Origin of the sequence: Siccirubricoccus sp. G192, from assembly GCF_019084075.1 — a bacterium.
Lineage (GTDB): Bacteria > Pseudomonadota > Alphaproteobacteria > Acetobacterales > Acetobacteraceae > G192.
The window spans coordinates 4,383,274-4,396,295 of record NZ_JAHREN010000001.1 but is presented as its reverse complement, the minus strand read 5'-3'; the positions used below and the strand labels follow the sequence as shown (position 1 = coordinate 4,396,295).

At 71.8% G+C, this 13,022-nt stretch carries 14 protein-coding genes and 2 pseudogenes; 7 read left to right on the top strand and 9 right to left on the bottom strand.

The genetic code is table 11. From position 1 onward, the window contains the following. Positions 1 to 14 precede the first annotated feature (14 nt). Positions 15 to 1,443 (top strand): annotated as a pseudogene (locus KSF81_RS21270) (M20 family metallopeptidase). Continuing rightward, on the top strand, positions 1,443 to 2,369 hold the full coding sequence (locus KSF81_RS21265) for a dihydrodipicolinate synthase family protein (RefSeq protein WP_217380655.1): 927 nt from the start codon (positions 1,443 to 1,445) through the stop codon (positions 2,367 to 2,369). The pseudogene KSF81_RS21270 and the gene KSF81_RS21265 overlap by 1 nt, the downstream one beginning before the upstream one ends. Here KSF81_RS21265 and KSF81_RS31635 read toward each other — a convergent pair whose 3' ends face one another. Both KSF81_RS31635 and KSF81_RS31630 read right to left on the bottom strand, forming a co-directional pair. Further along, on the bottom strand, positions 2,370 to 2,783 hold the full coding sequence (locus KSF81_RS31635) for an SOS response-associated peptidase family protein (protein WP_309139641.1): 414 nt from the start codon (positions 2,781 to 2,783) through the stop codon (positions 2,370 to 2,372). A gap of 46 nt (positions 2,784 to 2,829) precedes the next feature. Then, positions 2,830 to 3,096, bottom strand: a pseudogene (locus KSF81_RS31630) (SOS response-associated peptidase family protein); the annotation flags it as partial. A 68-nt stretch (positions 3,097 to 3,164) separates the two neighbouring features. On the opposite strand from KSF81_RS31630, the gene KSF81_RS21255 reads away from it, so the two are divergent. Further along, positions 3,165 to 3,800 carry a glutathione S-transferase family protein gene (locus tag KSF81_RS21255; protein ID WP_217380654.1) on the top strand — a complete coding sequence of 212 codons (636 nt, stop codon included), beginning with the start codon at positions 3,165 to 3,167 and terminating at the stop codon, positions 3,798 to 3,800. Here KSF81_RS21255 and KSF81_RS21250 read toward each other — a convergent pair. From KSF81_RS21250 to KSF81_RS30990, 7 genes are all read right to left on the bottom strand, one after another. Next, on the bottom strand, positions 3,797 to 5,788 hold the full coding sequence (locus tag KSF81_RS21250) for a DUF2075 domain-containing protein (protein WP_217380653.1): 1,992 nt from the start codon (positions 5,786 to 5,788) through the stop codon (positions 3,797 to 3,799). The genes KSF81_RS21255 and KSF81_RS21250 overlap by 4 nt on opposite strands. Continuing rightward, entirely contained in the window at positions 5,785 to 6,684 is a 900-nt protein-coding gene (locus KSF81_RS21245; RefSeq protein ID WP_254453664.1) for a DMT family transporter, read from the bottom strand. Before KSF81_RS21245 ends, KSF81_RS21250 begins: the two co-directional genes overlap by 4 nt. Beyond that, entirely contained in the window at positions 6,668 to 7,834 is a 1,167-nt protein-coding gene (locus KSF81_RS21240) for a GNAT family N-acetyltransferase (RefSeq protein WP_217380652.1), read from the bottom strand. Before KSF81_RS21240 ends, KSF81_RS21245 begins: the two co-directional genes overlap by 17 nt. A gap of 45 nt (positions 7,835 to 7,879) precedes the next feature. Continuing rightward, positions 7,880 to 8,335, bottom strand: coding sequence for a hypothetical protein (locus KSF81_RS21235; protein ID WP_217380651.1), 456 nt, complete (start codon positions 8,333 to 8,335; stop codon positions 7,880 to 7,882). 205 nt (positions 8,336 to 8,540) lie between these two features. Beyond that, on the bottom strand, positions 8,541 to 8,837 hold the full coding sequence (locus tag KSF81_RS21230; RefSeq protein WP_217380650.1) for a hypothetical protein: 297 nt from the start codon (positions 8,835 to 8,837) through the stop codon (positions 8,541 to 8,543). A gap of 275 nt (positions 8,838 to 9,112) precedes the next feature. Further along, complete coding sequence (locus KSF81_RS21225) at positions 9,113 to 9,586, bottom strand: RidA family protein (protein ID WP_217380649.1); 474 nt, start codon at positions 9,584 to 9,586, stop codon at positions 9,113 to 9,115. 16 nt (positions 9,587 to 9,602) lie between these two features. Then, a complete protein-coding gene (locus KSF81_RS30990; protein ID WP_217380648.1) occupies positions 9,603 to 11,132 on the bottom strand; it encodes a TSCPD domain-containing protein in 1,530 nt (509 codons plus the stop codon). 199 nt (positions 11,133 to 11,331) lie between these two features. On the opposite strand from KSF81_RS30990, the gene KSF81_RS21215 reads away from it, so the two are divergent. The 4 genes from KSF81_RS21215 (at position 11,332) to KSF81_RS21200 (ending at position 13,018) form a co-directional block, all read left to right on the top strand. Then, positions 11,332 to 11,688 (top strand): NADH-ubiquinone oxidoreductase subunit NDUFA12 family protein, encoded by a 357-nt coding sequence (locus KSF81_RS21215; RefSeq protein WP_217380647.1) that lies wholly within the window; start codon positions 11,332 to 11,334, stop codon positions 11,686 to 11,688. Between the two features lie 39 nt (positions 11,689 to 11,727). Continuing rightward, positions 11,728 to 12,264 carry an outer membrane lipid asymmetry maintenance protein MlaD gene (gene mlaD, locus KSF81_RS21210; protein ID WP_217380646.1) on the top strand — a complete coding sequence of 179 codons (537 nt, stop codon included), beginning with the start codon at positions 11,728 to 11,730 and terminating at the stop codon, positions 12,262 to 12,264. After that, positions 12,261 to 12,485 carry a hypothetical protein gene (locus KSF81_RS21205; protein WP_217380645.1) on the top strand — a complete coding sequence of 75 codons (225 nt, stop codon included), beginning with the start codon at positions 12,261 to 12,263 and terminating at the stop codon, positions 12,483 to 12,485. The genes mlaD and KSF81_RS21205 overlap by 4 nt, the downstream gene beginning before the upstream one ends. 167 nt (positions 12,486 to 12,652) lie before the next feature. After that, positions 12,653 to 13,018: a DUF2155 domain-containing protein gene (locus tag KSF81_RS21200; protein ID WP_217380644.1), complete on the top strand. Its 366-nt coding sequence runs from the start codon at positions 12,653 to 12,655 to the stop codon at positions 13,016 to 13,018. Positions 13,019 to 13,022: the final 4 nt, after the last annotated feature.

Below are 13,022 nucleotides of genomic sequence, written 5' to 3'. Positions count from 1 at the left end.
AAAAGGGGACGACCATGCAGAACACCGAGGAAATCTGGCGCCTCATCGACGCCAAGCGCGAGCCTTTCACGGCGCTGAGCGACCGCATCTGGGGCATGCCGGAACTCGCCTATGCCGAGCACCGCTCCTGCGCCGAGCACACCGCCATGCTGGAGGCCGAAGGGTTCCGCGTGGCGCGCGAGGTTGCCGGCATCCCGACCGCGGTGATGGGCGAGGCGGGGGAGGGCGGGCCGGTCATCGCCATCCTCGGCGAGTATGACGCGCTGCCCGGCCTTTCCCAGGAAGCCGGCCTGGCCGAGCCGCGGCCGCTGCCGGGCGATGGCGCCGGGCATGGCTGCGGCCACAATCTGCTGGGCTCGGCGGCGCTGCTGGCGGCGACGGCGGTGAAGGACTGGTTGGCGGCCAACAAGCTGCCCGGCCGCGTCCGCTATTATGGCTGCCCGGCCGAGGAGGGGCGGCGCCGCCAAGGGATTCATGGTCCGCGCCGGCGCCTTCGCGGATGTGGATATCGCGATCTCCTGGCACCCCTCCGCCTTCGCCGGGGTGCAGGAGGCGCTGTCGCTCGCCAATACCCGCATTGATTTCAGCTTCACCGGCCGCGCCTCCCATGCCGCCGCCGCGCCGCATCTCGGCCGCAGCGCGCTGGATGCGGTGGAGCTGATGAATGTCGGCGTGAACTACATGCGCGAGCACATGCCGAGCGACGCGCGTATCCACTATGCCTATCTCGATGCCGGCGGCATCGCGCCGAATGTGGTGCAGGCCACGGCGAAGGTGCGCTACCTGATCCGCGCCCGCGACCTGCCGGAACTGCGCCGGCTGATCGAGCGGGTGCGCAAGATCGGCGATGGCGCGGCGCTGATGACCGAGACGAAGGTCGAGACCAAGGTGGTCAGCGGCGTTTCCAACCTGCTCGGCAATACGGCGCTGGAACGGGCCATGCAGGACAACCTGGACCGCCTGGGACCGCCGCCCTTCGATGCGGCGGACCGTGCCAAGGCGGCGGAATTCCAGGCGACGTTGTCGGAGGAGGACATCGCCTCCTCCTGGCGCCGGGTCGGGCTGCCGGTGCGGCAGGGCGTTTCGCTCTGCGACGTGGTGGTGCCGGCGGAGGCGAAGGGCGCGCCGATGGTCGGCTCCACCGATGTCGGCGACGTGAGCTGGGTGGTGCCTACGGTGCAGGCGCGCGGCGCCACCTATGCCATCGGCACCCCCGGCCATTCCTGGCAATTGACCGGCCAGGGCATGCTGCCGGCGGCGCACAAAGGCATGGTGCATGTGGCGAAGGTGATGGCCGGCACCGCGGTGGACGCGATCCGCGACCCCGAGCTGGTGGTGCGGGCCAAGGCGGATCTTGCGGCGCGCACGGCAAGCAACCCCTATGTCTGCCCGATCCCGCCGGAGGTGCAGCCGCCCATCCACATGTCGCGGGGCGCCGCGTGATGCGCCTCGACGAAACCGCATTGGGGGTCTTCGTCATCACGCCGACCCCCTTCACCGAGGACGGTGCGCTGGACGAGGCCAGCACCGACCGCATGACCGAGGCCTATCTGGCGGCCGGCGCCAGTGGCCTCACCATACTTGGCATCATGGGGGAGGCGCCGAAGCTGGATGCCGAGGAGCAGCAGCGCTTCGTCGCCCGCGTGCTGCACCGGGTGGCGGGCCGCGTGCCGGTGGTGGTGGGCGTCTCCGCCCCCGGCCTCGCCAGCATGCGGGCGCTGGCCGGGGCCGCCATGGGCGCCGGCGCCGCCGGGGTGATGATCGCGCCCACGCCCGGGCTGCGCGGCGATGACGCCGTGGTGGCCTATATGGCGCAGGCGGCGGAGGCGGTGGGCGATGCGCCCTATGTGCTGCAGGACTACCCGCAGTCGAACGGCATCCATATCTCGCCGGAGATGATCCGGCGCATGGCCGAGGATCCGCGGCTGGTGATGCTGAAGGCGGAGGATTGGCCGGGCCTCGACAAGCTCAGCGCGATCCGGCGGCTCTCGGCGGAGGGCCGGATGCGCCGCATCGCCATCCTCGGCGGCAATGGCGGGCTCTTCCTGCCGCAGGAGCTGGAGCGCGGCGCGGATGGCATCATGACCGGCTATGCGGTGCCGGAGATGCTGGTGCGGGTGCAGCGGATGCTGGCCGGGGGCGAGCGCGCGGCGGCGCATGACCTCTTTGACCTGCACCTGCCGCTGATCCGCTACGAGCACCAGCCGGGGCTTGGGCTGGCGGTGCGGAAATACGTGCTGGCCCGGCGCGGCATCATCGGCAGCGCTACGCTCCGCGCGCCGGGGCCGAAGCTCACGCCAGAGACGCGGGCGGAGGTGGATTGGCTGCTGGAGAGGCTCTCGCGGCGCGACCCGGTGCTGGCGCTGTAGCTAATCCGGAAAGGCCGGCGGCGGATCGTCCAGCCCCGCCGGCGGCTGCGCCAGCGGGTCGCGCGCCAGCAGCGCCGCGTCGTTCTCGGCCACCTTGTTCACCCGCGCCGCCACCGGCCAGACGGCGAGCCATTCCGGCGGGCAGGGGCGCAGCAGGTCGAGCAGCGCCGGTGCCTCGGCCGGTGCCTCGCCGAGCCAGAACGGCCAGGCCTCGCGCGGCAGGATCACCGGCATGCGGTGGTGCATGGCGGAGAGCTTGGCATTCGCTTCCCCGGTCACGATCGTATAGCTCCGCAGGATGCTGCCGTCCGGGGCCCGCCAGCCCTCCCAGAGCCCGGCCAGGGCCATGGGCGCGCCATCCGCCATGGCGATGGCGAAGGGCTGCTTGGCCTTCCCCCTCGGTCCGCCATTCATAGAAGCCGTCCGCCGTCACCAGGCAGCGGCGGCGGGCGAAGGCTTCGCGGAAGGCGGGTTTTTCGGTGAGCGACTCCGCCCGCGCATTGATCATCCGGCTGCCGACGGAGGGGTCCTTGGCCCAGCGCGGCACTAGGCCCCAGCGCAGCGCATCCAGGTGCCGCTCCCCGGTCTCGGGATGGCGGCGCACCACCAGCCCGTCCTGGGTCGGCGCGCGGTTCCAGCTTGCCGCCAAGTTGGGCAGCGGGTTCACCGCTTCGAAATAGCGCGCCACGGCGGCGGGGCCGCGCTGCTGGAAATAGCGTCCGCACATGCGCCTGATCCTACATCGGCGGCAGCCCAATCCCGTATAGGATTGGCGGCGACCAGGGGAGGAACGCCGTGCCCGAACTGGAGATCATGGGGAACCCGCACAGCAATTACGTCTGGGTCTGCCGCATCGCCTGCACCGAGAAGGGCGTGCCCTATACCCTGGTGCCGGTCCTGCCGAATTCGCCCGAGATCGCGGCCATCCATCCCTTCCGCAAGATCCCGGCGATGCGGCATGGCGCGGTGACGCTCTGCGAATCCCGCGCCATCTGCGCCTATATCGACCGGGCCTTTCCCGGACCTGCGCTGATGCCGGAAGACCCGGTGGCGCATGCACGGGTGGAGCAGTGGATTTCCCTGGTGAATACCAGCATCGACCCGGTCTGCATGCGGCAATACCTGGTGAGCTATGTCTTCCCCCGCACGCCGGACCGCAGCCCCGACCGCGCGGCAATCGAGGCCGCGCTGCCGGGCATGGAGCGGCAGATCGCGGTGCTGGCGGCTGCCGTGGCGCCGACCGGGCATCTGGTCGGCGCGGCTTTCACCCTGGCCGACGCCTTCCTGGTCCCGATCCTGCACTACCTCGCGCAGATGCCCGAAAGCGGCGCCATGCTGGCGAAGGCACCGGGGTTGCTGGCCTATCTGGAGCGGCATAGGGCACGGCCCAGCCTGGCGGAGACGCTGCCGCCACCGATGCGCCGGCGCTAAAGCAGCAGTGGTGCCGTCACGCGCCGGAGCAGCGGCACCGGCTCGGCCAGGTCACGCAGGCCGCAGGCCCGCAGATGCGCCGCGATGGCATCAAATTCCCTGGGCAACCGCGTGCGGTCCGCCGCATCGCCCTGCGGCACGTAGATCACCGTCTCGTAGCGCGCCCGGGTCAGCAGCACGCGGTAGGTATTGCGGACGAAAGCGAATTCCTTCGTATCCCGCTGCCAACCGGTGCCGGCAAAGCGGCGCGCCTGCCAGCCGCCCGCACCAGGCAGGAAATCCCCGCCCCAGGCGAGGCCGGCCACGTCCAGCTCAAGCCCCTGGCAGGCATATTCGGTGGCGCAGACCTCCAGCGCGTCGGAGGCGCGGACATCCGGCCAGCGGTTGAGGAACCAGTCGGCGATGTCCTCGCCCTGCACTTCGGCGCCAAGCCCCTCGGCACGCAGCCGCTTCGCCCCGGCGCTGCGCAGCAGCCCGGCGCGGCGTTGCCCGCGCGCCAGATGCCGCAGCGCGGCCCGCATCGTGCCGAGGTCGCGGGTCAGCAGGAAGGGCAGGGTGGGGGTAGCCTGCGCGATGGCCAGCGCCTCGGCAATGCGGCCATCCAGCAGCGCATCCACCCAGGCCGCGCCGGCGCTGTCACGCACGCTGCGGATCGGCACGGTGAGGTCGAGATCGGCATCGAGTGCCAGCCAGGCCGGCGCACCGGTGGCGAGGCGCTGCGCCGGGTCGGGTGCCGCCAGCGTGCTCGGCGCGGCAAGGGCACGCCAGCCGGCGCTGGCCTCAATCACGCGGCCCCATTCGGCCAGTCCGGCTTCGCCGGTATTGATCTCCTGGCCATTGCCGATCAGCGCCACCACCACAGCCCAGCCGGGACGGCGGCCCATGATCTCCAGCGTATGCGCGGGCTCGCTCATGGTAAGGCGGGAGGGGCGGTTCCGGGTGCCGAGCCGGGCCTTCGCCGCATCCCAGGCGCGCTGCGCCTCGTCGAAGACGATCAGGCGTTCGGGTGGCAGGCGCGTGGGATCAGTGGCGCAATCCTCCAGGAAGCGGTGCACATTCTGCAATGCGGCGCGGACGCGGCGCTGCGCTTCCGGCCGGCCGCATTCACCGCGCGCCACCGCATCCCGCGCCAGCGCCGCACGCAGCACGGTGACGAGCGGCGCATTGCCGGTGAGGAAGGCCGCGCCCTCCTGCCGCGCCGGCCCGAAGACGGCGTTCAGGCCACACAGGGTCTTGCCGGCGCCGGGAATGCCGGTAACGAAGACAACGCTGCGGGTGCCATCCCGCCGCGCCGCCTCCACCGCGCGCGTCACCGCTGCGGCGGTGCGGGTGAGGTTCGCCGCATCGGCGCGCGCGGTGGCGATCTCCGCCACGCCGTTCCGGGCATAGAGCATGGTCGCGGCTTCGACGATGCTCGGCACCGGGCGATAGGGTGCCGCCAACCATGCGGCGCCGTCCAGCGGCATGCGCGGCGGCGGTGCCTGGCACTGCGCCCAGGCCACCAGCGCGCCCAGGCCCGCGCCGTTGCAGCGGACCGGCGGCAGCACGCCTTCCCAGATCAGCGGCGGCTGCGGCGGCAGGGCGGCAGGCACCTGCATCGTGACCAGCACCGGCAGGATCGGGTGCAGGCGGCTGCCGGCGTGGAAGTCGCGCAGGTCGAGCGCGTAGTCCTCCGCCTCCGCCAGGGCAGCGGGCGAGGCGTCGGCGGTCTTGAATTCCAGGCAAAGGATCGCGCGATCGGTCAGCACCACCGCGTCGATGCGCCGTTCCAGCCGCAGCAGATCGAATTCCAGCGCGATGGTCCAGGCCATGCCATCGCAAGCCCGAATCGTATCGCGCAGCGCGGCGATCTGCGCCCGCCAGGCACCCTCCTGCTCGGAAGTGCCGGCATAGCCGCGCTGCGCCTGGGCGGAGGAGAGCCGGCCGACGGTATCTTCCGGGTCGCGCGCCAGCAACTCCGCGCCCGTGCAGGCGAACCAGGCCCTCACGCCCGCCGCCGCGGCCAGGTCGCCAGCAGCAGGCTGCCGCCCATCAGCGCGAAACCCATCCCATGCACCACCGAGAAGCTCTCCCCCAGCACCGCCACCGCCACCACCGCCGCGGTGGCCGGCAGGAAGCCGGTGAACAAGCCCGCCACGCCGGCTGGCACGCGCCGCAGCCCGGCATACCACAGCAGCAGGCAGAGCACGCTGGCCGTCAGGCTGTGGAAGACCAGCAGCCCGGTCAGGTCCGGCGCCGCCAGCGCGGCCATGGCGCCGATCCCCGGCAGCGCAAAGGGCAGCAGCATGGCGGCGCTGAAGGTCTGCATCCAGAGGCTCGCCGTCACCACCGGCAGGCGCCCGGCGAGGCGCTTGGCCAGCAGCACATAAATGGCTTCGCCGCAGACGGCGGCGAAGACCAGCGCATTGCCGAGCGCCGAACCCTCCCCGGCCGCGCCGCCGCGCGCCAGGGTGATGGCCGCCATGCCGCCCGCCGCCAGCGCCGCCGCCAGCCAGTGCCGCAGCGGCAGCCGCTCCCGCAGCCACACCGCGCTGCCGAGCGCCACCACCGCGGGCAGGCTGGCCAGCACCATGCCGCCCTCCAGCGCCGAGGTCAGGCGCAGCCCCGCCAGCAGCCCTGCATTGTAGAGCGCGGTGCCGAAAAGCGCCTGCAGCGCCAGATTGCCCAAGGTGGCGCGTTCCGGCCGCACCCGCCCATCCAGGACCCGCGCCAATGGCCAGAGCACCAGGCAGGCCAGCGCGCAGCGCAGGCAGGCGATGAGCGGGATCGGCAGGGCTTCCGCCAGCAGCTTGGCGACGCCGACATTGGCGCCGACCAGCGCCATGGCGCCGGCAAGCTGGGCATAGGCCAGGATCACCGGCGCGGCGTCATTCGGCCTCGCCATCCCGGCGGAAGGGCGAGAGGGTGGCCAGCGCGGCGATCTCCTCCAGCATCGCCGGCCGCTCCCGCGCCAGGAAATCACCCACGGCGCGGCGGAGGCCGGGGTGGTCGATCCAGTGCACGGAATAGGTGGGGCAGGGGAGGTAGCCGCGCTGGATCTTGTGCTCCCCCTGCGCCCCCGCCTCGACCCGCGGCAGCCGGTGCTCGATGGCGAAGTCGATGGCGCGGTAGTAGCAGAGCTCGAAATGCAGGAAGGGCGCATCCACGATGCTGCCCCAGTTGCGGCCGTACAGCGCGTCGCGCCCGAGCAGGTTCAGCGCGCCGGCCACCGGCTCGCCATGCCTTTCGGCGACCATCAGCACCACCCGGTCGCCCAGCGCCTCCGCCATCAGCGGCCAGAAGCGCGGCGTGAGATAGGCGCTGCGGCCCCATTTCTTGTCGGTGGTGCTGCGGTAGAAGCGGTGGAAGGCGGCCCAGTATCTCGGCGTGATCTCACGGCCGCGCAGCGTCTTCAGCACGAAGCCGGAAGCCGCGGCATCCCGCCGCTCGCGCCGGATTGCCTTGCGCTTGCGCGAGGACAGCGCGCCGAGGAAATCCTCGAAATCCGCGTAGCCCTGGTTGTGCCAATGGAATTGCAGGCCGAGGCGTTGCAGCCAGCCGGCCCTGCCCAGGGCCTGCCACTCCGCCTCCTGGCAGAAGGTGATGTGGACGGAGGAGAGGCCCAGCTCCTCGCAGCCCTGCACCAGCCCCTGGGCCAATGCGGTGACGGGCACGCCGCTGCCCGGCCGCACCAGCAGCCGCGGCCCCGGCACCGGGCTGAAGGGCGAGCAGACCTGGAGCTTCGGGTAGTAGCGGCCGCCGGCACGCTCGAAGGCATCGGCCCAGGCATAATCGAAGACGTATTCGCCCTGGCTGTGGCTTTTCCCGTAACAGGGCGCGCAGGCCACCACCTGGCCGGCGCCGTCGCGCAGCACCGCATGCTGCGGCAGCCAGCCGGTGCGGGAGATGGCGCTGCCACTGGCCTCCAGCGCCGCCAGGAAGGCATGGGAGACGAAGGGGTTGTCGGTGCCGGCGCAGGCATCCCATTCCGCCGCCGGGACATCGGCGATGCCTGGGTGAAGGGAGAGCGAGAACGCCGGAGAGTCGTCGGGCATGGGCCTAAGATCGCACGCGGCAGGGCCGGCGCAAGCGGCCCCGCTTCAGTCGGGCCAGCGCAGGAAACTGCGCGCGGTCTCGTCGCCCGTGCCGAACTGGACAAGCACTACCCCTGGCCGCCCCCGCACGCGGAATGTGAGGGAGCATTCCTGCGCACTTTCGGGCGGGATGTTCGCGTAGTCCGGGAACCACTGGACCGGGGCACGGGGTATGCCATCGGTGACCAGCCGCGCGACATCCCGTGCTCGCAGCGGTGTCTCCCGTGAGTGCTCGTTCAGGTAGGTGAACTGCAGGGTGAAGACGGATTCCTGTTGCCGCGGGGCGTAGGAGCGATTGAAGGTCGTGATCCCCACCCAGCCGCGGTCCCGCTGGATGCGCTGCCCCGGGCGCATGAGCGGCGCATCGGCGGGCGGCCCGGTGTCATCGTCACGCGCGCCCTGGGCAAGCGCGGAGCCGCCCGCCGTGGGATCGGCCCAAAGGCTGCCAAGGCCCGCCAGCATGGCCGCGCTCCAGACCATCAATCGGCGCCGTGGGCGAAACGCGCCAGTATCGGGCGGCAGTCCCGGTCCGTTTGGCCCACGTTGTTCCATCATGCCGACAACTCCTCAAATGCAGGTCCGCAAGCATCCATAGCATCGGGAGAAATGGCTTGTGCCCTCGCAGCACATCAAGCCGTGGCGAGCCGCGCCGCCGGGTTTTCTTGCGTCATTGCACCGATATGTCGACCGGCTGCTCCTCCCCGAACCGGAATACCAGGGGCGGCGGTGCAGGCAGATTGAAGCGCACCATGATGTCCTGATGGCTCCGGGGCGGAACATTGATCGCCGGTGGTGCCCATGAGGGCGCGATGGTCTGACGGCCCGACACGAGCTTCACGAAGCGCGAGGGATCGTGAGGCGAAAAATCGGGGCCGGTCGACACGCGGTAGTAGAGTTCCAGGGTGGCTAGTCCCTGGCCGGAACTCCGCCGGACCTCGATATTGCCGACCAAGACATCGTCCACGCGCTGCGGGGCTGGCGAGGCGGGGCGCACTGCCGGCGTCCTGCCCGGTTCCGTCTCCTGGCTTGGTCTTGCCGGCCGGTCGGGGGGAGGCGAGGACCTTGTCCAGATAGGGGCTCACGGCCGCGACCAAGCCACCCAGCGCGGTAAGCACCGCCGCAACGCCGGTGAGGATGCCCGGCAGGGTGGCCCACCACGATCCGCCCCGGTCCTGCTTCGACTCGCCCATCGCCAGCGATCTCCGCTGCGGAAGCAACAGACTACCACGAGCGCGCCGCTCAGGGACGAGAGGCAACCTCGAACATCCCCTCCACCTCGACCGCCGCATCGCCGGGCAGGGAGGGGACGCCGATGGTGCTGCGGGCATGCCGCCCGGCCTCGCCGAACAATTCCACCGCGAGGTCGGAGGCGCCGTTCATCACCTGCGCATGCTGGGTGAACTCGCCCGGCGCCGCGATGAAGCCGCCGAGCCGCACCACCCGCCGCACCCGGTCGAGATCGCCGGCCGCCGCCCGCAACTGCGCCACCAGGTTGATGAAGCAGAGCCGCGCCGCCGCCCGCCCCTGCTCGATCGAGACCCCGGCGCCGAGCTTGCCGGTGAAGGCAATCTTCCCGTCCTGCAAGGGGATCTGGCCGGAGATCACCACTAGGTTCCCGGTGACGTTGAACGGGATGTAGTTGGCGATCGGCGCCGCCGGGCTCGGCAGGGTGATGCCGAGTTCCTGGAGCCGTGCCTCAATGCGTCCAGCCATGCCCTGTCTCCCTGTGTCAGCCGACCAGCCGCAAGGACCGCCGCCTTCCGCGCGGGCTGGCCACCGGCAGCGCCGGCAGGTCGAGCGGCAGCAGCGGCGCCTGCTGCATCGCGCTGCCCACCGTATCCGGCGCGCAATCCTCCTCCGAGGGCTGCGGCAGGTCGCGGCGGCCGAGATAGTCTAGCGCCAGCCGCCGGAAGGCCCAGTCCAGCACCGAGGTGGCGCGCGGGATGGCCGGGTCGCCCTCCACCGCGCCGGCCGGGCCGAAGCGGGTATAGGCGAAGGCCTCCACGTAATCGGCCAGCGGCACGCCCCGTTGCAGGCCGAGCGAGACGGCCTGGGCGAAGCCGTCCATCAGGCTGCGATAGGCGGCACCCTCCTTGGAGAGGCTGAAGGCGATCTCCAGCAACCGGCCCTCGGCATCCTCGGCGGTGCGGAGCGCGGCGCGATGCCCGCCGACCGAGACATGCAGGGTGGTGCCGGCATGGCGGCGCATCGGCACCGGCCGCGGCGCCGGCTGCGCCGGGCCGGCCAGGGCGAGCGGCGCGGGCGGGGCGGCATGCAGGAAGGCCATGACCGCGCCGCACATCGCCTGCCGCGCCGGTTCGGGCACCGGGGCCAGCAATTCGGCGATGCGGCCGGGGAAGGCCTGGCCGGCACGCAGCGCGGCGCGACTCGGCACCTCGGCGATGCCGCCGGAGTCGGTGGTCAGTGCCCGGGTGGCGCTGGCGGCGGGGGCGATGCCGCCGGTCTCGGCGCCGAGCAGCGCCTCGGCGGCATCCGGCATGGCCAGGGCCAGCAGCGCGGCATGGCGGAGGCCCGGGGCGGCGGCGGCGGCATCCAGTGCGGCGCGGGCGGCGGCGGCGAGGCCGGGCACCGGGGTTTCCGCGGGCGGCGCCGGCCAGAACAGCGCCACGGGTTCACGGGCGCCGAGTCGCGCGGCGATCCGGCCCGATTCGGCCTCCGCCGCGCCAAGGGTCAGCGCCGCGATGGCGGCGCCGGTGGCGCGGCCGCCGGGGCTGTCATAGGCTAGGCCAAGGCCGGCCAGCAGCCCCGCCAGGTCGGCGAAGCCAAGCCGCAGCCGCGGTGACTTCGCGCCGGCCAAGCAGTCCAGTAGCCGGATGCCGGTGCCGCAGGCCTCGGCATAGGCTTCCAGGTCGAAACCGCCCTCGGGCTCCAGGAAGGCGGGCAGGTTCAGGACGAAGCGGGACTCGGCCTTCGCGTCGTTGCGCCAGACCTCGGCGCCCGGGGCGCCGCGCCGGGTCAGCAGCAGGGCGCGCAGCGCCTCCGCCAGATCGGCGGCGCCGGCCGCGTCCAGCACCCCGGCGCGCTGGCCGGCGCGGAGCGCGCGCTGGATCCAGGACTCGGCGGCGCGGGGCAGGGCGGCTGGTCCCTGGCCAGGGACCAGCGCCGCCAGCGCGGCGGCGGCTTCCTCCTCCCAGCCGAGCGGCAGGGCGACAGGACGGGGCAGGGCGTCGGGATCGGCGCCGGCGCGCGTACGGCGCAGCGGAACCCCTTCCCACAAGGTGCCTTGGATCGGTGCCATGGGGGGATGCTACGGTCCCCTCCCGGCCGGGGGAAGCCGTATTTGGTGGTCTGGGAGGGCCAGGGACGCAACATCCTGTGGATATCACTCCGCCACCGTCCTCTTTGCGCCAAAGGCGGGCCTGTGCGATGGTCCGCCGCCGCCCGGCCAGGCCGGCAGCCCGCCGGATCGGCGGTCCCGAAGGAGCGTTTCCGCCCCCATGTCCTTCCTGTTTCGCCTCACCTCGGGCCTCAGTGGCCGCAAGGCCGGCACCGACCGGTTCGGCAATGTCTATTTCGAAAGCCGGCGCAACCAGCCGATCTACGACCGGCCGCGCCGCTGGGTGGTCTATGCCGGCGCCGCGGACCCCACCGCCGTGCCGCCGGAATGGCATGCCTGGCTGCACCACACGACAGCCGCGCCACTGCCGGAGGGGAAGCGCTACCCCTGGCAGCAGGAGCACCTGCCGAACCTGACCGGCACGGCGGATTCATACCGGCCGCTGGGGCATGACTATGTCGGCGGCACCAGGCGCGTGACCGGCGGCGATTACGAGGCCTGGACCCCTGGCTCGTGACGTCCCGGTTCCTGAGCACGGGTCGCGGAGCCTGACGGCGTGAAGGGGCGCAGCCTGATGGAGGTGGCGACGGGCGCGGTCATCCTGGCCGTGGCCGCGGGCTTCCTGGCCTATGCCATCCTGCATAGCGGCCACGGCGCGGTGAATGCGGACGGCATCCTGCTGCGCGCCAATTTCGACCGGATCGACGGCCTCTCCAACGGCGCCGATGTGCGGATCGCCGGGGTCAAGGTCGGCACCGTTACCAGCAGCCGGATCGTCCCGGAGATCTTCGCCGCGCAATTGACCCTGCGCGTCGACCGCAGCCTGAAGCTGCCGACCGACACCTCGGCCGAGATCACCAGCGAGGGGCTGCTGGGCGGCAAATACGTCTCGCTGGTGCCGGGTGGGTCCGAACGGTTCCTGGCCGATGGCGGGCAGATCACCGAGACCCAGGGCTCGGTCAGCCTTGAATCGCTGCTCGGCCGGTTCATCTTCTCGGTCACGCAGATGAACACGCAACCGAACCAGGGCCAGGGAGGGCAGGGCCAGCCGGGCAGCAACCAGGGGGCCGGCGCACCGGCCGCGGTGCGATGATGCTGGACCCTCCCGCCCTCTGGCCGGGGACGGATGGCAGCCCGGTCTCCTGCCGGGAAAAGCTGAAGGTCCTGGCCGAGAACCACCGCGAGGCCGCGCAGGTGCTGCGCGACGCCTTCGAGGATGCGGTGCTGATGGGCGTGGAGGAAGCGGCGATGCGCCGCATCCTGGCTGAGCTGGTCGCCGCCCTGCCGAGCCCGAAGCGGCCCCCCGGAGCATGAGGGCGGTGTCCCGGGGTCTGATACCAACGGACCGGTCCAATGACCGGTCCGAGGCGCCGAACGGCGCCCGCGCCAAGTGGCGCGAAGCCAAGCAAACCGGAGGTTTGCGCCCGGCGATTGAGGGTAGGAAAAAGGCATACCAGGGGTCGATGAAATCGGCCGCTGGTATGAGGCGCGCCGCGCTGGCGGCGTTGCTGTCGCTGCCCGGTCTGGCACCGGCACTGGCCCAGGGCTGGGTGCCGCGGCCGGTGGCCGAATTGCAGCTGCTGGACAAGGTGACGGCCCGGGTTTCCGTGCTGCGCGCCACCGTGGGGCAGCCGGCGCAATTCGGCACGCTCAGCATCCTGGTCACGGCCTGCAATGCCCGGCCGCCGGACGAGGTGCCGGATGCCGCGGCCTACCTCGAAATTGGCGACAGCCGCCGCGCCGCCGGGCAGCAGGTGGTGTTCCGCGGCTGGATGTTCGCCAATGCGCCCGCTGTCAGCATGCTGGAACACCCGGTCTATGACGTGCGGGTGCTGGACTGCCGCTGAAGCG